This window comes from Myxococcus sp. MH1 (genome assembly GCF_059738865.1).
This window is the reverse complement of record NZ_AP026947.1, coordinates 1250181-1267565: the sequence shown is the minus strand read 5'-3', so window position 1 is coordinate 1267565 and position 17385 is coordinate 1250181. Positions and strand designations below refer to the sequence as shown.

General features: G+C 72.1%; 13 protein-coding genes. 8 read left to right on the top strand and 5 right to left on the bottom strand.

The window, feature by feature from the left end; genetic code table 11:
* Positions 1–75 precede the first annotated feature (75 nt).
* A complete protein-coding gene (locus AC6JA9_RS05270; protein WP_497959199.1) occupies positions 76–1851 on the bottom strand; it encodes an OPT/YSL family transporter in 1776 nt (591 codons plus the stop codon).
* A gap of 20 nt (positions 1852–1871) precedes the next feature.
* Entirely contained in the window at positions 1872–4133 is a 2262-nt protein-coding gene (locus AC6JA9_RS05265) for a serine histidine kinase EspA (RefSeq protein WP_194869594.1), read from the bottom strand.
* A 282-nt stretch (positions 4134–4415) separates the two neighbouring features.
* Here AC6JA9_RS05265 and AC6JA9_RS05260 point away from each other — a divergent pair, with 282 nt between their 5' ends.
* From AC6JA9_RS05260 to AC6JA9_RS05245, 4 genes are all read left to right on the top strand, one after another.
* On the top strand, positions 4416–5819 hold the full coding sequence (locus AC6JA9_RS05260; protein WP_223746004.1) for a serine/threonine-protein kinase: 1404 nt from the start codon (positions 4416–4418) through the stop codon (positions 5817–5819).
* A 244-nt stretch (positions 5820–6063) separates the two neighbouring features.
* Complete coding sequence (locus AC6JA9_RS05255) at positions 6064–7053, top strand: hypothetical protein (RefSeq protein WP_497959198.1); 990 nt, start codon at positions 6064–6066, stop codon at positions 7051–7053.
* Between the two features lie 134 nt (positions 7054–7187).
* Complete coding sequence (locus AC6JA9_RS05250; protein ID WP_267698058.1) at positions 7188–8369, top strand: serine/threonine-protein kinase; 1182 nt, start codon at positions 7188–7190, stop codon at positions 8367–8369.
* A gap of 207 nt (positions 8370–8576) precedes the next feature.
* Positions 8577–9569 carry a sensor histidine kinase gene (locus tag AC6JA9_RS05245; RefSeq protein WP_046711070.1) on the top strand — a complete coding sequence of 331 codons (993 nt, stop codon included), beginning with the start codon at positions 8577–8579 and terminating at the stop codon, positions 9567–9569.
* Here the strand turns inward: AC6JA9_RS05245 and AC6JA9_RS05240 are convergent.
* Entirely contained in the window at positions 9508–10080 is a 573-nt protein-coding gene (locus AC6JA9_RS05240) for a cysteine dioxygenase (RefSeq protein WP_223746001.1), read from the bottom strand. The genes AC6JA9_RS05245 and AC6JA9_RS05240 overlap by 62 nt on opposite strands.
* A 124-nt stretch (positions 10081–10204) precedes the next feature.
* Between AC6JA9_RS05240 and AC6JA9_RS05235 the strand changes: the two genes are divergently transcribed.
* The 3 genes from AC6JA9_RS05235 (at position 10205) to AC6JA9_RS05225 (ending at position 14890) form a co-directional block, all read left to right on the top strand.
* Positions 10205–11686, top strand: coding sequence for an FAD/NAD(P)-binding protein (locus tag AC6JA9_RS05235; protein ID WP_497959197.1), 1482 nt, complete (start codon positions 10205–10207; stop codon positions 11684–11686).
* Positions 11687–11804: 118 nt separating this feature from the next.
* Positions 11805–13094 (top strand): hypothetical protein, encoded by a 1290-nt coding sequence (locus AC6JA9_RS05230; protein ID WP_497959196.1) that lies wholly within the window; start codon positions 11805–11807, stop codon positions 13092–13094.
* Positions 13095–13435: 341 nt separating this feature from the next.
* Positions 13436–14890 (top strand): hypothetical protein, encoded by a 1455-nt coding sequence (locus tag AC6JA9_RS05225; protein WP_497959195.1) that lies wholly within the window; start codon positions 13436–13438, stop codon positions 14888–14890.
* Between the two features lie 4 nt (positions 14891–14894).
* Here the strand turns inward: AC6JA9_RS05225 and AC6JA9_RS05220 are convergent, their stop codons facing one another.
* Positions 14895–15680 carry a 2-keto-4-pentenoate hydratase gene (locus tag AC6JA9_RS05220; RefSeq protein ID WP_141324899.1) on the bottom strand — a complete coding sequence of 262 codons (786 nt, stop codon included), beginning with the start codon at positions 15678–15680 and terminating at the stop codon, positions 14895–14897.
* Positions 15681–15913: 233 nt separating this feature from the next.
* Between AC6JA9_RS05220 and AC6JA9_RS05215 the strand changes: the two genes are divergently transcribed.
* Complete coding sequence (locus tag AC6JA9_RS05215) at positions 15914–16522, top strand: hypothetical protein (protein WP_141324897.1); 609 nt, start codon at positions 15914–15916, stop codon at positions 16520–16522.
* A gap of 71 nt (positions 16523–16593) precedes the next feature.
* Here the strand turns inward: AC6JA9_RS05215 and AC6JA9_RS05210 are convergent, their stop codons facing one another.
* Positions 16594–17376, bottom strand: coding sequence for an SDR family NAD(P)-dependent oxidoreductase (locus AC6JA9_RS05210; RefSeq protein ID WP_267698062.1), 783 nt, complete (start codon positions 17374–17376; stop codon positions 16594–16596).
* Positions 17377–17385: the final 9 nt, after the last annotated feature.

The window sequence follows — 17385 nt, the reverse complement described above, 5'->3', positions numbered from 1 at the left end:
GTTCACGCGACGAGGCGGCGAGAGTACGAGGGCACCGCGACGGTCGTCGTTTCTTCGTTGCCCCTGCGCGTCTCGCTACGCCATGAAGCCCAAGAGCTTGAGCGCGCCGAGCGCTACGCCCACGAGAGACTCCGCGGCAATCGCCCCGGCAGCCAGCGCGGGCACGTTGCGTCCCGTCGAGGCCGGCCAGCGCCAGCGCGCCACCGCCGCCAGCACACCGCCCAGGCACAACGTCACCGCGAAGTAGGCCGGCAGGATGAAGCCGATGCCCATGGCCACCGGCGAGGGCACCCACCGCGCCGCGCGCCCTCGCGCCAGCAACGTCAGGAGCGCGCCCACGCCCGCGGCCACGCTCCCCGCGAACAGCGCGTTCGGCGGCAAGCCATCCAGCCCTCTCGACGCCAGCTCCGCTACCGCGCGGAACTGCTGCGCGAACGGCGCGGGCAGCGCCTCCGAACCCAAGCCATACGCCCGCGTCAGCAACAGGTACGCCGGCACGCTCACCAACGAACCCGCGAGCACGCCCAACAGCTGCGCCCCCAGCATCCGCCCCGGCGACGCACCCAACAGGTGCCCCGCCTTCAATGCCCACAGGCTCACGCCCGTCTGCGCCGCCGCCCCGGACACCACGCCTCCCACCGCCACGTTGGGCCCCACGCCCCCAGGCAGCAGCACGCCCGCCGCCACCTGCGACAGCTGGCCCACCTGCGACACCGGCGACACGTCGAGCTGCCCCGCGCCTCGCGCGCACACCGCGCACAGCGGCAACACCAACACCAACGCCAGCACCCCCTGCGCCGCGCTCATCCCATACACGCCCACGCCCAGACCCAGCGCCAGCACACAGGCCACGCCCCCGCTCAGCCACGCCCACCGGGGCAATCCCGCGCCGCTCCGCAGCGAGCCCAGGTCCTTCGCCGCTCGCCAGAAGTCCCGCGCCTGCGCCGTGAGCGACACCGCCGCCGAGCCCACCAGCAGCCCCACGCCCGGCCACGTGAGCCACGTCTGGAGCGCATCGAAGCCCGCCTCCTTCACCACCCCCGTCGACACCAGCCACGGCGACAGCACACCCCACCCCACGAGCGCGCCCAGCAGCATGCTCATCCCCAGGTGCAGCCCCGCCATCATCCCCACCGCCACCAGCATGGGGCTCCACGCCAACCCCCACGTCAGCGACGCGGCCGACGCGCCGCCCACCGTGCCCGGCGCCGCCACCATCCCCGGCACCTTCTGGAACGCATCCCGCAACACCGTGAAGCCCGTGGACAGCGCCGCCGCCGCCGCGAGCCACCAGCCCCGCCCCCGGTTCTCCTCGGGCGCCGACGCGTGCATCGCCGTGATGAGCTCCGCCGTGGCGATGCCCGTCGGGAACGCGAGCTTCTCCTCCTCCATCAACCGCCGCCGCAGCAGGTGCGCCGCCAGCACGCCCAACACCCCGAGCGCCACGCTCCAGGCCGCCACCGCCACGCCCGGCACCTCCAGCCCCAGCAACATCAGCGCCGGCAGCGGCCCCAACAGCCCCGCCGCCGCGGGCATCGCGCCCACCGCCACCGCCGACACCTGCGTGAGGTTGTTCTCCAGCGTCGTGTACGGAGCCCCGCGTCGGCGAGACACCGCCGAAAGCCCGCCGAACCCCAGCACCGCCGCCATCACCGAGCCGCTCTCCCACCAGCCCAGCTTCAACCCCATGGACACGTTGGTGACCGCCAACAGCGAGCCCACCAGCAACCCCATGCCCACCGCGCGCGGCGTCCACTCGCGCGCCTCGGGCGAAGGGGCCGCGGGGGCCGGGGCCACCGCGCTCAAGCGCACGTCGTCGGCGGAGTCAGGTGCGGTCGTCGAGGAAGACACAGCGCGCTCCGCCGAGCCCGTCATCGGCTCGCCTCCGCCGAGCGCCCCACCAGCTCGCGGAGCTGGGTGAGGTCCAGCGGCTTGGAAATCTTCAGGTTGGGGACCTCGCGCAGGAACGACACCGTGCGCGGCGTGAAGGCGCCACCCGTCATGAACACCATGCGGCCCGCCTGCTCCGGCGCGCTGCGGCCCAGCTCGTTGTACAGGTCCATGCCCGTCATCCCCGGCATCATCACGTCACAGAGGATGAGGTCGAAGCGGCTGCCCTCGTTGAGCAGCCGCAGCGCCGCCTGCGCGCTGTTCGCCGTCGCCACCTCGTGGTCCGCCGCCAGCGAGCGCTGCAGCGCCAGCGTCACGTTCGGCTCGTCGTCCACCACCAGGATGCGCGCCCGCGCGTTCGTCGGCACCACCGTCTGGAGCCTGGGCAACAGCTCCAGCTCCCGCGTGGCCGCGCGCAGCACGACGCGGAACGTGCTGCCCTTGCCCGGCTCGCTCTCCGCGTGGATGGAGCCGCCCATGGACTCGATGATGCCGTGGCAGATGGACAACCCCAGCCCAGTGCCCACGCCCACGGGCTTCGTGGTGAAGAACGGGTCGAAGATGCGGTCCATCACCTCCGCCGTCATCCCCATGCCCGTGTCGCGCACCTCCACCAGCACCCGGCCCCGGTCCCCGGCGCGGATGACCACCCGGATTTCGTGCTCGTGCTCGGGCGAGCGGTCCTCCGGAATCGCCTGCGCCGCGTTGAGCAGCAGGTTCAGGAACACCTGGCACAGCCGCGACTCGCTGGCCTCCACCGGCGCCACCGGCTCGAACTCCGTCACCAGCCGCGCGCGGTGACGGATGACGTTGTCCGCCATCTTGCACGCCAGCTCCACCGCGCGCCGCACGTCCACCGGCATCAGCCGCACCTCCTGCTCGCCGCGCGCGAAGACCTTCAAGTCGCGCACGATGGTGGCGATGCGCTCGGCGCCCTCCGTCGTCTCCCGCACCAGTTGCTGCAGCGAGGCGATGGCCGCCGCGGGCACCTGGCTCTCCATCCGCTCCAGGCCCTCGCGCACCAGGTGCAGGTTGACCAGCATGTACGCCAGCGGGTTGTTGATTTCGTGCGCCACGCCCGCGCCCAGCGTACCCACCGACGCCAGCCGGTCCGCCACGACGAGGTGCGCCTGGAGCTGCTTTCGCTCCGACGTGTCGCGGTGGACCATGATGTTGGCGATGGTGCGCCCCTCGCTGTCGCGCAGCGGGACGACGACGGACTCACACCAGCAGGTGGTGCCATCGCGGCGCTTGAACTCCAGCTCCCCCGACCACCGGCCCTGCTTCTCCAGCCCCGCGAGCACCATGCCCGTCATCCGGTCCGGCTCGTCCGGGTGCAGCACGCGGAAGAGCGTCTGCCCCAGCGCCTCCGTCTTGTTGCGCCCGAACATCCGCTCCGCGCTGGCGTTCCAGTCGATGATGCCGCCGCCCAAATCGGTGATCACCACGCCGTCGTAGATGCTCTCGAAGATGAGCGCCTGGCGCGCCAGCTCCTGCTCGGCCTGCTTGCGGGCGGTGATGTCCATCACCGTGCCCGTCACGCGCGCGGGCATCCCCGCCGCGTCGCACAGCACGTCGCCCTTGCACGAAATCCAGCGCCACCCGCTGCCCTGCGGCTCGATGCGGTACTCCACGTCCACCTGCGTCTTCTTCTCCAACGCGATGGACAAGGACTCCCGCACACGCGGGAGGTCCGCGGGGTGCACCACCTCCTCGAGCTCCATGGCGCGGCCGGACAGCTTGCCCACGGGCAGCCCCAACAGCCGGTCCACCTGCTCGCTCCACGTCACCCGGCCGCTCTGCGCGTTCCAATCCCAGATGCCCACGCGCGCGGCGGACAGCGCCTGGCGCAGGGCCTCCTCGCGCTGCTCGAGCAGCTCCCGCTTGGAGAAGCGGAACACCGTGACGGTGCCAATCTGGAGCCTGTCGCCCTCCTGGAGCTCCGCCGTGGCGATGGGCGTGCCGTTGAGCAGGGTGCCGTTGGTGGACTCCAGATCCGTGACGTGGCAGCCCCCGTCCGGCAGGCGGACGATGCGGGCATGCTTGCGCGACACGCCATGGTCGTCGATGCGCACCGTGGCCTCGGAGCCCCGGCCGATGATGTGCTCGCCGGGCTCCAGCCGGTACGCCTTGCCGATGGCCGCGGGCGTCGTGGTGCTGATGAGGATGAGGCAGGCTCCCGTCGAGGACGGCGGAGCCAGCGCCAGACCGGCGCAGGTCGTGAGGTCATCCAATGTCGTCATCAAGCAGCCCCCCGGCACCCCGCGCCGCGTCCGTCCACTCCACCTGCCCCAGCTTGCACGCGTGGTGTCACGTCCCGAGAATCCAGCAGTCCCCGGGCCCAGCGTCCAACCACCCGGGGTGATGGGGCCCTGGAGCATACGCCAGGCAACATCTGCCCCTGCCTCCGCCACCCGCTGTGATGGGTGGTGAACGCCCAGGTAGGATTGCCGCGTCGCGGCGGACGCTTCGGGCCCAGGCCATGCAGCAGGCGTCCCGGGCGCGGTGCTAGGGTACGACGCCACATGGCGGCCGACTCCGAGAGCACGTTCCGCATCCAGGCACGCGCGGATCTCCATGGCACCGAGCGGACAAGAGGCGATGCGGGCCGAGGCCCGGGAACACTTGCGGGCGAGTACGTCCTCAAGGCCCTGCTGGCCTCCGGCGGACATGGCAGCGTCTATGAAGCCGAGCACCGCATCCTGGGCCGACGGGCCGCGGTGAAGGTGCTCCACCCCCACCTGGCGGATCAGGGCGAGATGCTCAAGCGCTTCGTGCGCGAGGCCCGGGTGGTGAACCAGATACGCCACCCCAACATCGTGGACGTCTATGACTTCGGGCTGATGCCGGACGGCAGCCCCTACTACGTCATGGAGCTGCTCGCCGGGCGCACCCTGGGCCAGGTGGTGCAGGAGCGCGGGCGGCTGTCGGCGTCCCGCGCGCGCGCCTACCTGGAGCCGGTGTGCGGCGCGCTGGAGGCGGCGCACCGCGCGGGCGTCGTCCACCGCGACCTGAAGGCCAGCAACATCCTCGTCGTGGAGGAGGGCGAGAAGCCGCGGGTGAAGCTGCTCGACTTCGGCATCGCCAAGCTGTTGTCCGCCGAGGCCACCCAGGAGGGGCTCACCATCGCCGGCCAGCGGCTGGGCACCGCCCACGCCATGGCGCCCGAGCAGTTCCGCGGGGGCGCCATCGGCCCGCACACGGACATCTACGCGCTGGGCGTGCTGCTGCACCAGCTTCTCACCGGCCGCTACCCCTTCCTCTGCGAGGACCGGATGGAGCTGGAGCGGCTGCACCTGGAGGCCCCCGCGCCCAGGCCCAGCGCCATCGCCCCGGTGTCCCCGGCCGTGGACCAGGTGGTGCTGCGCTGTCTGGAGAAGGACGCCAGCCGCCGCTTCGGCAGCGTGGGCGCGTTCCTGGCCGCGCTCGCCGACGCCGCCGAGGAGCCCGTGCAGCCCACCCACCGCACCCGGCTGGCGCTCGCCGTCCACGCGGAGGTGGTGCTGTCGACGGCGGCCGCCCAGGACGACGACGCGATGTACGCGGTGCTCGCGGACGTGCTGGACGGGCTGGAGCAGGGCCTGCGCGGCGGGGGCTTCCTGCTGGCGCTGCAGTCCGGCACCACGCTGCTCGCCGTGCGCCCCCTGGAGAACGGCGCGCCCACCCCCGAGCGCACCACCTACCTGCGCGAGGCGGAGCGCTCGCTGCGCATCCTCCAGCAGGCCGCGCAGAAGCTCGCCGACCCCGTGGATGCCAAGGTCCACCTGTGCCTGCACCTGGGCCAGGCCGAGACGCGCGGGGACACCGGCGAATCCGAAATCGTCGGCGGCCCCGTCACCGACGTGAGCGCCTGGAGGCTGCGCGGACCGGAGGGCTTCGCCCTCACCCCCGCCGCCGCGCTGAGCCTGGAGTTTCCAGAGCCTCTCTAGTTTTTCCTGAAATACAAATTATCCGTTGAATCCAATCCATCCAGACCTGACTGGGTCTAGGACTTTACAACCCTGCTGTTATTGATTCGACGGGAAAAGAAAATTCCTCCACAGCAGCATGCGCGCAGGGAAATCCCCTACGAATCTTGTCGAGCCCATCAGTTTTCAGCGCGATTGGGAGCGCTGAAGCGGGTGGACGACAAGGTGGTCAGCCCTCGCTGACCACCACACACGGGGGAAACGCATGCACCGCATTCCAGCTTCGCAGTCGCTTCGCCACACCCGCTCCATCCGCCGTTGGGCTCGCGGAGGCGTGGTGGGGCTCCTGGGTTGGGGACTCGGGATGGGGGCGGCGGGTTGCGGGGTGGAGTTGGAGCCGGTGGGGGAGGAGCTGGGGCAGCTGCGCGTGCATGCGCTGTCCGTCAACGGGCTCTCCACCAACGGGCTCTCCACCAACGGCCTGTCCACCAACGGGCTCTCCACCAATGGCCTGTCCACCAACGGCCTGTCGACCAATGGCTTCAAGGACTGGTTCAACCAGGACCCGAGCACGGCGGACGCGGTGATGTCCTACGTGGTGACGTGCGCGGTGGCGGCGGGGCAGACGCGCACCTTCACCAACCCGGTGACGGGGGTGCAGTACACGTGGCTGGGCTCGTTGGGGCTGGCGACGAACTGGGCGAACGGGGCGGCGGCGACGGAGGCGGAGCAGCAGGTGGTGTCCGCGTGCCTGGCGGCGCACGCGAACAAGTACGGCCTGCACGTGCCCATCTCCGTGCTGGGCCGCGTCGCGGCGACCAGCGATTCCACGCCTCCAGCCATCCCCTACACGCAGGCGGAGCTGGACCTCTACAGCGAGAAGGAGGCCTGCTACTTCGGCAACCTCTTCGACGGCACGGGCGTGTTCGCGGCCAATGACCAGCCGTACCTCACCGCGGAGCGGAGCACGCCTCGCACGTGTGGGCTGGCCTCGGGCACCACGCAGCAGTGCCCGCCCATCACCCACCTGGGCATGTGCGCCTCGCTGTGCACGGTGGCCAGGGACGCCGGCAACAACCCCCTGCCCTACTACGCGTCGTGCACGCACAACGCGAAGACCTACCAGCCCATCACCGCGCGCATCCGCCCCGCGGAAATCTATCGGTGCGGGGATGGCGTCTGCCAGTTCACCGAGCGCTGCGGCACGGGCACCACCGCGACGAGCTGCAACGCCGACTGCGGCGCCTGCCCCTGAGGGCAGCGCGCCATCCGCTGCCGCACACTCGCGGCCGGGGCGTGTGGGCCCCTCCCCGCTGTCGGGGGGGACATCCTCGGAGGTGGTGCTAGCTTCACCCCATTCCCGAGGTCGTGTCCGACTGGGGAGGTGGCATGGACAAGCATCACGTCCTGGACGCGCCCGAGGGCGCGGACATCGCGGGCTACCGGGTGGAGGCGTTGCTGGGCGCGGGAGGGTGCGGCGTGGTGTACCGCGCCTCTCGCGACGGGGCCCCCGTGGCGCTCAAGCTGCAGTCGCTGGAGCAGTTGGGGGGCTGGGCCCTGCGCGAGGTGGCCATCCTCACGCGGCTGGCGCATCGCAACGTGGTGGGCTTCCGCGCGGGCGGGCTCTTTCCTTCCGAGTCTCCCGCGTGGCTCTACCTGGCGATGGAGTACGTGAGGGGGCGTCCGCTGGCGCAGTGGGTGGAGGAGGAGAACCCGTCCGCGAGAGGGGCCGCGACGCTGGCGCTGGGCATGGCGCGGGGGCTGGAGGCGGCGCACACGGCGGACGTGCTCCACCGCGACATCAAGGAGGACAACGTCGTCGTGCGCGAGGAGGACGGCACGCCGGTGTTGATGGACTTCGGCGTGGGGGACTACTCGGGGGCGCCCCGGCTGCCGCGCGGGGTGCTGCCGCCGGGCACGCCGCGCTACCGCAGCCCGGAGGCGCTGGCGTTCCGACGCGCGCATCCCGACGGGGTGTATCCGCCCACGTCCGCGGATGACCTGTACGCGCTGGGCGTGGTGCTCTACTGGATGCTCACCGCGCGCCACCCGTTCGTGGACGTGGAGACGCCCGAGGGCGAGCTGGCCGTCATCCACCACCCTCCGGTGTCGCCGCACGTGCTCAACCCGCGGGTGCCGTGGGCGTTGAGCGAGCTGTGCTCGCGGCTGTTGTCCAAGCAGCCCTGGCGGCGCGGCACCGCGAGCACGTGGTGCTCGGCGCTGGAGGCGGAGCTCGCGTCGGCGGACGGTGCGTGGGACGCGCCGCTGTTCCCCGATGTGGCGGACGTGCCCGCCTCCACCGAGGGGACTCGGCCACCATCGAGAGGGCGGCGCGGCGCGGCCAGCTCGGGTGGACTGCCCGCGTACCGGCCGGCGTCCGAGCCCGAGGTGCCCCGGCTCGTGGTCCGGGCACGGCCCGCGACGGGGACGGCGCGGCTCAAGGGCGTGTCGAGCCTCCTGCTCGCGGTGGTCATGGGTGCGTGTCTGGTGGGTGGCGCGTGCTGGGCCCGGCGCGCGCAGCCCTCGGTGGCGTCGGACCGCCACGCCTCCGAGACTCCGCGCGCGCGGTGACACACCTCGCGCCCAAGCTTCCACCGCCCAACGCTGGCTCCGACACGGGGGCGCGCCGCCGTCGACTACCCACCTGGAAGTGCTTTCGCCGCCTCGCCAGACGACATCGGCTCCTTGCCCAGGCCGTCCTGGCGGTGTTGACTGGCGCTGTCCACCCGTCCCCGCGCGTTCCACGGGATGGACACCTGACGCTGGGATTGCGACGTGATGACGCTACGAGCCAGGGTGCTGTTGATGTCGGCGGTGGCGCAGCGGCGAGGCACGCTGCGACGCGCCTTCCTGGCACGTCAGGGGATACCGTCCGGCCCGGAAGCTTCCAGCACGACCAGCGCGCGCGAGGCCTCGGAGGCGCTGGAGGAGACGGTGCGCGAGCGCACCGCGGAGCTCGAGGCCGCCAACGCCAAGCTGTCGCGCAGCCTGGAGCAGCTCCACGCCACCCAGGCCCAGCTGCTCTTCGCCGACCGGCTCATCGCCCTGGGCCGCATCGCCGCGGGCGTGGGCCACGAAATCAACAACCCCCTCGCCTTCATCCTCAGCAACCTGGAGTACATCCACCAGGAGCTCCAGCAGAAGGAGCAGTTGCCGGAGCGCGAGCGCCAGGAGGTGCTGGAGGCGCTCGCCGAGACGCGCGACGGCGCCGAGCGCATCCGCCTCATCGTGCGGGACTTGCAGACGCTCTCGCGCTCCGAGGACGTGGGCAGCGGCCCGTCGGACGTGGGCGCGGTGGTGCGCACCGCGGCGAAGATGGCCATGCACGAGCTGCGGCACCGCGCGCGCCTGGTGGTCGAGTGCGACGGCGTGCCCCCGGTGCAGGGCAACGGCGCCCGGCTGGGTCAGGTGTTCCTGAACCTGCTGCTCAACGCGGCGCAGGCCATCGTCCCCGGACAGGTGGAGCTCAACGAGGTGCGCGTCGTCGCGAGCGAGGCGATGCCCGGGCGCGTCGTCGCGGTGGAGGTGCGCGACACCGGCTGCGGCATCTCCCCCGAGCACCGCGAGCGCATCTTCGACCCGTTCTTCACCACCAAGCCCCTGGGCGTGGGCACCGGCCTGGGGCTCGCCGTCTGCCACGGCATCGTCACGTCGCTGGGCGGCACCCTCACGCTGGAGAGCGCGCCCGGCCGGGGCAGCATCTTCCGCGTCACCCTGCCCGTGGCCGGCGCCTTCGCCCAGCCCCCACGGCAACTGGACGCGGCGCTCTGACCACCTGGCTGTCGTAGGGCGTCATGCCCTCCATCGGCGGCGCGTACAGGTGCAGCGACACCGCGCCCCGACGCGACGAGTTGTGCACGTGGTGGATGGTGTCCGACGCCTCGATCAACAAGTCGCCCTCCCGCGCGCGCTCGACGACGGCCGGCAGCAGCCTGTCTCCCGCCCAGTCGTAACGCGTCTCGTCCAGGCTCCCCTGCACGAGCAGCGACACGCCGGCGGAGCCGCCATGGTCATGCACGAGCGAGCCCTGCCCCGGCATCCAGCACACGAGCAGGAGCTCACACGCGTCCGTCTTCGCCAGCGTCCTGCGCACGTAGCGCGCGTCGTCGAACCGGACGAGCGAGCCCAGCAGCCCCCAGTCGGGGCGGCTGTGACGAAGCCGCTCCACCAGCCACGTCAGCGATGGGACGGCGTCCCGACCCTCTGGCAGAGACCAGCCGAGCAGGCTCTTCGTGTCCGGGACCTCACGGTCCCACTCTCCTGTGGTGGAGCGCTCTCGCATGGGTCCTCCCGGGATGTGCGTGGGAGTGTGGACACGCCCTCGGACCCTGACCAGGGGTTGCCATCCGATTGTCCACACCGCCAGCGTGGATGCCGTCACGCGCAGGCGGACATAGGATTGCGGCGTGCAAGGACACAGCAGCCCATGGGATGTGGCCATCGTCGGGGGCGGGGCCAGCGGAACATTGTTGGCCATCCACCTCCTGAAGCAGGCACGCGCGCCCCTGCGGGTGCTGCTGCTGGAGCGAGGCCGGAGCGTGGGCCAGGGGCTCGCCTACTCGACCCGCAGCCAGCGTCACCTGCTCAACGTCCCCGCCGGGCGCATGGGCGCCTTCATGGAGGACCCGGAGCACTTCCTGCGCGCCGTGCGGCGACAGGCGCCCGACACGGCGCCCGGAGACTTCGTCCCCCGGCAGCGCTATGGCCAATACCTGGCGGAGGTGCTGGAGGAGACCCGCGCGCGCGCGGCCCCGGGGGTGCGGCTGGAGACGCGGTCCGCGCAGGTGGTCTCGATGCGCGAGCACGGCGGCCTGGTGACGCTGACGACCGGGGACGGCGCGGAGCACGTCGCGCGCCGCGCGGTGCTGGCGCTGGGCAACGCGGACCCCGCGGACCTCCGGGTGGAGGACGGCGGGCTGTACGCGAGCCCCCACTACCACCGCTCGCCGTGGGTCCCTGACGCGCTCGCCGGCATCGGCGCGAAGGACGCGGTGCTGCTCATCGGCACGGGGCTCACCATGGTGGACGCCGTGCTGTCGCTGGAGGAGCAGGGCCACACGGGCCCCTTGTACGCGCTGTCGCGGCACGGGCTGCTGCCCCACCGGCACGTGCGGGCCGCCGCGGGCACGTACGACTCGCCCGGCATCCGCGACGTGCTGCGCGCGCTGCGACGCGAGGGCTTGCGGCCCCAGGACGACACCACCCTGCACCCCATCCCCGTGCGCGTGCGCGCGCTGCTCCGGGTGCTGCGGCGCGAGGTGCGCCGGGCCACGGACGCGGGGGCCAGCTGGCGCGCGGTGGTGGATGCGTTGAGGCCGGTGACGGTGCCCCTGTGGCAGCGGCTGTCGGACGTGGAGCGACGGCGCTTCCTGCGCCACCTGCGCTCCTACTGGGACGTCCACCGCCACCGGATGGCGCCCGGCGTCGCCGATGGGCTCAAGCAGCTGATGGAAACAGGACGGCTGACGGTGCGCGCGGCCCGGGTGCGCGGCTTCCGGCTGGACGACACCGGCACGGTCCACGCGCGAATCCTCCCGCGAGGCGAGGGCCGCGAGGAGCACCTCCAGGTCCGCCACGTGGTGAACTGCACCGGCCCCGAGGGCACCGTCACCCGACACGGCCACCCGCTGCTCAAGCGCCTGGCGGACGAGGGGCGGCTGCGGCCGGACACGCTCGGCATGGGCCTGGACACCGACAGCCACGGCGCCCTGCTGGACGCGAGCGGGCGGACAGGAGGGCTCCTCTACACCCTGGGCCCCCTGCGCCGGGGGGAGCTGTGGGAGACCACGGCCGTGCCGGAGATTCGCGCCCAGGCCCGCGCGCTCGCGGACCACCTGCTGGCCCGGCTGAACCATGGCCTCCTGCCTCCCCGCCGCAGTGCCGGCTGACCCTCGGGCCGGACGCTGGCCCCCAGGCCCAGACGGCGAGTGAAGTCACGGAAGGATGACGCGGCGAGTCCCCGGAGCGGGGGTTTCATGCGAGGCTCCGCCCGCCGGACTCCCCCTCATGGCCCTCCACCGTCCCCTCTACACCCTCGCTGGCGGCGCACTCGCCGTCCTCCTCGCCTGCGGGGGCGGGTGGGCGTACGTGAAGCTGCGCACGGGGCCCCTGGAGGAGCGGCTGGTGCGGGAGGTGGGGGAGCTGTCGCGCACGAGCTACGCGCGGCCCTCGCACGTGAATCCCTCGGTCCCGGGCAGCTTCGCGCGCCACCTGGAGCCGCTGCTCGAGCCCGTGCTGCAGCTGTATCAGGAGCAACAGAAGCCACAGGGGAACTCGGCGCAGGGGCAGCCCTGTCGGGACGTGGCGGACGGGAAGCTGCCCACGTCGGCGCTGACGCAGGGTTGTGAGCAGGCGCTGGAGCGGGCCCGGCCGTTGCTCGCGCGGGTGCTGCTGGCGACACACGCGGAGGTGGGGGGGCTGCCCGAGCGATTGGGGGCGCTGGCGCCCCTCACGCCCGCCCGCGCCAATGGGCGGTTCGCGCTGATGTACGTGGTGCACCTGGCGGCGTTGGAGACGCGGGTGCGGCTGTCCCATGGGCAGGCCTCGGCGGCGCTGGATGTGTGTCTGGACGCGCTGGCGCTCAGCCGGGAGCTGGAGCTGGGGGGAGGCATGGAGGGGCAGCTGCTCTCCGCCACGGGCCACGGCGTGCTCTATCACCCCTGCGCGGACGCGCTGGACGCCGCGCCGCTGGAGCGCAAGCGCCTGGCGATTTCGCAGCTGGCGCGCCTGGCGGATGGGTACGCGCCCTTCTCCGTCACGCTGCGGCAGGAGTCGGTGCTGCTGCAGCTGGTCCACTTCCGGCCGCTGCTCTCCGAAGAGACGCTGGCGCGGCTGCCGGCGGGGAGCCAGGACATCGTCCCGCCGGAGCTGCTGGGGCTTTCGCCTCCGGACGACAACGCGCTGACGGCGCGGCGCGCGTGGTGGCAGCTGGTGGAGGGCTTCGACGCGCTGACGGCCGCCGCGGACCTGCCCACGGGGGCGCGCCGGCGCGCGTTCGCGCTGCTGGAGCTGGGCACGCTCAGCCTCCACGGTCCGGACGTCGTCACGTATGGCGAGTACGCGGAGCGGCTGGACTTGCGCCGGCTGCAGCACGACGCGCTCATCACGCTGGCGGAGGTGGACCTGGCGCGCGCCGAGCGGGGGCACTGGCCGGACTCGCCGCCCCGCCACAAGGACTCCTCCTTCGTGCTGGAGCCGATGGGGCCCACCGAGGCCCGGCTGCGTCCCTGCTCGCGCGCGTACGCGGCCCAGGGGCTGCGCGTGACGGCGGACCTGGCGCGACAGCCGGGGCCCTGACGCACGGCGTCCACCCGCGCCTCCCGGGACTGCAGGCGAGCAGGCCACGGTCAGCGGCCTGCCCGGCTGGTGCGTCAGGGCTACCTTGCCTGAGGACGCCGAGCCAGAGCCCTGGAGGGGGAGATGAATCCACCACACGCACGTCGTGCGGCGTCGGACGCGCACGGGGCTCGTCGCGAGGAGTCGGCACGCGAGGCACGGTGCTCGCCCGATGCCCGTCGGCGCGTGCCAGACACGAACGGGCCTCGGCGCGTGGACCCGGAGCAAGCGGCGCGGAGTTCGCCTGGCGCACGTCATCTCGCACCGAATCCGCCCGAGGCTCGTCGCGCGGAGCTGGCGCGATGAGGGCGGGCCGCTTCGTCGCGGACCTCGACTCTTCGGCCGCGCTGCTGCGGGCGCTCGCGGCCTTCCTGCACGGCCGGGACGCTCCCGCGCTGGGCGCCCACCGCCACACGCATCCGTTGTTCGAGGCGCTGGCGCCCGCCGTCAACCGCCTGTCGGTGCCGCTGCGCGAGGTCGCGTGGGTGCGCGGCGCGCTGGCGGAGGCGCTGACGCCGAAGGCGCTCGCGCGCTTCGACGCGGAGGCCCTCGCACGCTGGGTCGTGGGCCGCTACCCGAGGCGCCGCTACCCGGCGGCCGTGGTGGGCGCCACCAACGGCGCGCTCGTCCACCTGTGCGCCGCGCTGGGAATCCCGTGGCTGCCGCAGACGCATCTACTTTCCGTGCGCCATGACGGCCAGGTGCCCGTGGACGAGCCGATGAAGACCCTCGGCTTCGCGCGCGAGCCCGCACGTCGTCTGTTGGAATCCCATCCGGACCTGCAGCTCCACCACACCCACGACGCCAACCACGACCGGCTCCTCCTCCAGGGGCTGACGCACTTCCGGGTGAAGCGACGCGGGCTGAGCCCCGCGTACGTCCGCTTCCTGGAAGAAGCGCTGGAGCCCGGCGCCACCCTCTTCGTGTCCGAGTGCGAGCTGCGCTGGCCCACGCTCCAACAGGGCGAGCGACATGTCTTCCAGCAAGGCTCGCTCGGCGGCGCGAGCCCGGACGAGTACTACCTGGGCGGCCCTCGCGTGGAGGCCTACCTGCGCAAGCAGGGCTCCTCCCTGACGCGCTGGCCGTCACCACCGCCGGACAGCGACAGCCCGGAGGCGGAGTGGGGCTTCGAGCCCGCCCTGCGCGAGGACCTGCTGCGGCTCGCACGCAAGCGGCGCTGGAGACTCAAGCGCATCGTCTACCCGGAGCCGGAGGCGCTCAGCCCGCTGGTGGCGGACCTGTACCGGCACTGGTACCGCGAGCGGAAGATGCCCTCCGGCAAGCTGCTGGCGGAGTGCTCCATCCTCCTGGAGCCCTGGTGGACGCTGCGCACCGGCGCGGTGCCGTTCTGGATGGTGCTCAACACGCGGGCCTCGGCGCGCGCGCTCGAGCGCTACCTGGACCGCTCCACGCCGTGGGACGCGATGTACCTGACGCTCTGCTCACGCGGGGTGGAGTCCATCGGCCTCGCCACGATGGAGCACTGGCGCGAGCTGCTGTCGCGAGGCCGCACCCGGGGCCAGCTGCTCGGCGTGGACGCGCGGGAGTACCCGCGCGACTTCGCGTCCTTCGTGCGCTACCACCCGGCGATGCGGCGCGCGCTGTCCGCGCATCACTCCACCCGCGAGCGCTTGAGGCCGGAGCAACTGGACGCGTTCCTGAAGCAGCACGGTGAGCGCTACGCCGTGCAATGGCTGGAGACGGACGTGCGCCCGCGCCACCAGAGCGCGGACGTGGCCTCCTCCTGGTTCCAGTAAGGACTCAGGCGGCCGACACCGCCACCGAGCCGAGTCCCTCGACGACGAGCTTCACCCGGTCTCCCGGCTGGAACATGTGCGCGATGGTCGCCGCGCCCGCCAGGACGATGCTCCCCGCCGGCAGCACCTGTCCGCGCTTCGCGAGCAGCTCACACAGCTGCACCAACGACAACACGGGGTCCCCGGAGATGGCGTCCGAGCGGGCCGAGTGCGCCAGCGCGTCGTTCACGAACATCTTCATCTCCAGCCGCGTCAAATCCATGGCGCGCGGCGGGTGCTCCTGGGTCGCCAGGACGAACAGGGACGAGGACGCGTTGTCCGCCACCACGTCCGGCAGGGAGAAGTACTTGAAGTCGCGGTAGCGCGAGTCGAGGATCTCCATCGCCGCGAACACGGACTCACACGCATCCAGCGCCTCGTCGCGCGTCACGGTGCCCTTGAGCTCGCGCGCGGTGCGGAAGGCAATCTCGGGCTCGATCTTCGGGTGGATGCCCTGGGCGAGCGACACCACGCCGTCCGCCTGCACGCGCATCTTGTCCGTGAGGACGCCGTACACGGGCGAGTCCAGGTTCATCTGCCGGCGCTTGGCCTCGGACGTCAGGCCCATCTTCAATCCCACCAGGCGCTCACCGGCCGCGAGCCGCAGCTTCAGCCCCTCCTCCTGGATGGCGTACGCGTCCGGCACGGACAGCGCGGGCAGCTCGTTGGTGAGGGGCGGCACCTCCCGCCGCTCCCGCCTCGCGTCGTCCAGTCGTCGGGCCAGCTCCGCGGGGTTCACAGTCCCAGTCATCGCATCCCTCTTCTGAGTCCGCGGCGCGGAAAGCCGGCGCCGGGGGGCGCGCAGCAGAGCAGCTTTCGCGGTGTCGGGCGAGGGTTGCTCGCATCGGCCGTCACCGGGGTATAAGCCCGAGGACCCGGGAATGGGGGTGTCTCCCGGGCTGGCATCGAGCGGTCGCCATGCGGCATCACCCCGACGAGACCTCCCGGCCGGGGCGGGCTCCACCGAAGCAAGGACTCGACTTCATGCGCTACTCTTGGCTCTTCGCGGCAGTGCTGCTTCCCTCCTCCATCGCGCTGGCGGATGACCGCGGCCGACACACCCACGATGGCTTCTACCTGCGCGGTCAGCTCGGCCTGGGCTACACGCACTCGGCCGCCGTGGGACAAGGCGTGGACCTGGCCCTCAAGGGCGGCGCGGGCACGCTCAACCTGGAGCTGGGCTTCGCGCCCATCAACAACTTCATCCTCTACGGAAAGCTGTTCGGCACCTCCACACCCAACCCGGACATCGAGGTGGAGGGCGTCACCATCGAGGGGGACGAGGACGACGACGTGGCCAGCAACTACGCCGCCATCGGCGTGGGCCTCGCGTACTACTTCATGCCCGTCAACTTCTACCTCTCCGGCGCGGTGGTGGCCAACCAGCTCAGCGCCTCGTACGAGGGCGAGACGGAGGCGGAGACCGACACCGGCGTGGGCCTGCACCTGGGCCTGGGCAAGGAGTGGTGGGTGAGCGACAACTGGGGCGTGGGCATCGGCGCGGAGCTGGCGCTGGGCCGCATCCGCGGCGAGGGCAACGACGACTGGAACGTCACCCACTTCTCGCTGCTGTTCACCGCGACCTTCAACTGAAGTGAGGTCGCGCGCCGGGCCGTGACGCCGCCTCGAGCCGAGGAGCTCACGGCCCGGTCCGCATCAGGCGCTCAGCCCTGCTGGTTGAGCCCGGCGACCATGGCGCGCACGGCGGCGCGCGGGCTCAGGCGCACCATGAAGGCCCCCACCGCGTTGGCCACGCCGTGGATGGCCAGCACGCGCCCGCGCATCATCTTCGCGTACGCGTGCTCCACCACGTCCGGGGCCTTGGCCACGCCGGTGCGCTGGAACAGGCGGGTCTTGTCGTTGCCCGCGCGCTGGGCGAACTCGGTGTGCGTCGCGCCGGGGCAGTGGCACGTCACCGTCACGCCCGTGCCCTTCAGCTCGTAGGAGAGCGCCTCCGACAGCGACACGACGAAGGCCTTGGTCGCGTAGTACGTGGCCATGTAGGGCCCCGGCTGGAAGCCGGCGGTGGAGGCGACGTTGAGGATGCGGCCGTGGCCGCGCTCGCGCATGGGCCGGGCGAACAGGTGCGTGAGCTTCAACAGCGCGGTGCAGTTGACCTCCACCATCTCCCCCTCGCGCTTCACGTCCTGGTCCAGGAAGGGGCCCGCGGAGCCGAAGCCCGCGTTGTTGACGAGGAACTCCACCACGAGGCCGCGCTCGGCCACCTGCGCGAAGAGCTGCTCGGGCGCCTCCGGCCGCGTCAAATCCGCGGGCAGCACGTGGGCCGTCACCCCGTGCTCCTTCTGGAGCGTCGCGGCGAGCGCCTCCAGGCGCTCGGCACTGCGGGCGACGAGGATGACGTCGTGTCCGTCCCGAGCGAAGCGCCGCGCGAACTGCTCGCCCAACCCCGCCGATGCTCCGGTGATGAGGGCCACCTTGCGTGACATGTTGTTTCC

What these genes read in the sequence shown, in the direction of transcription:
- AC6JA9_RS05265 (WP_194869594.1), bottom strand. Translation starts at nt 4,133, where the DNA reads ATGACGACATTGGATGACCTCACGACCTGCGCCGGTCTGGCGCTGGCT.
- AC6JA9_RS05260 (WP_223746004.1), top strand. Translation starts at nt 4,416, where the DNA reads ATGGCGGCCGACTCCGAGAGCACGTTCCGCATCCAGGCACGCGCGGAT.
- AC6JA9_RS05255 (WP_497959198.1), top strand. Translation starts at nt 6,064, where the DNA reads ATGCACCGCATTCCAGCTTCGCAGTCGCTTCGCCACACCCGCTCCATC.
- AC6JA9_RS05250 (WP_267698058.1), top strand. Translation starts at nt 7,188, where the DNA reads ATGGACAAGCATCACGTCCTGGACGCGCCCGAGGGCGCGGACATCGCG.
- AC6JA9_RS05245 (WP_046711070.1), top strand. Translation starts at nt 8,577, where the DNA reads ATGACGCTACGAGCCAGGGTGCTGTTGATGTCGGCGGTGGCGCAGCGG.
- AC6JA9_RS05240 (WP_223746001.1), bottom strand. Translation starts at nt 10,080, where the DNA reads ATGCGAGAGCGCTCCACCACAGGAGAGTGGGACCGTGAGGTCCCGGAC.
- AC6JA9_RS05230 (WP_497959196.1), top strand. Translation starts at nt 11,805, where the DNA reads ATGGCCCTCCACCGTCCCCTCTACACCCTCGCTGGCGGCGCACTCGCC.
- AC6JA9_RS05225 (WP_497959195.1), top strand. Translation starts at nt 13,436, where the DNA reads ATGAGGGCGGGCCGCTTCGTCGCGGACCTCGACTCTTCGGCCGCGCTG.
- AC6JA9_RS05220 (WP_141324899.1), bottom strand. Translation starts at nt 15,680, where the DNA reads ATGACTGGGACTGTGAACCCCGCGGAGCTGGCCCGACGACTGGACGAC.
- AC6JA9_RS05215 (WP_141324897.1), top strand. Translation starts at nt 15,914, where the DNA reads ATGCGCTACTCTTGGCTCTTCGCGGCAGTGCTGCTTCCCTCCTCCATC.
- AC6JA9_RS05210 (WP_267698062.1), bottom strand. Translation starts at nt 17,376, where the DNA reads ATGTCACGCAAGGTGGCCCTCATCACCGGAGCATCGGCGGGGTTGGGC.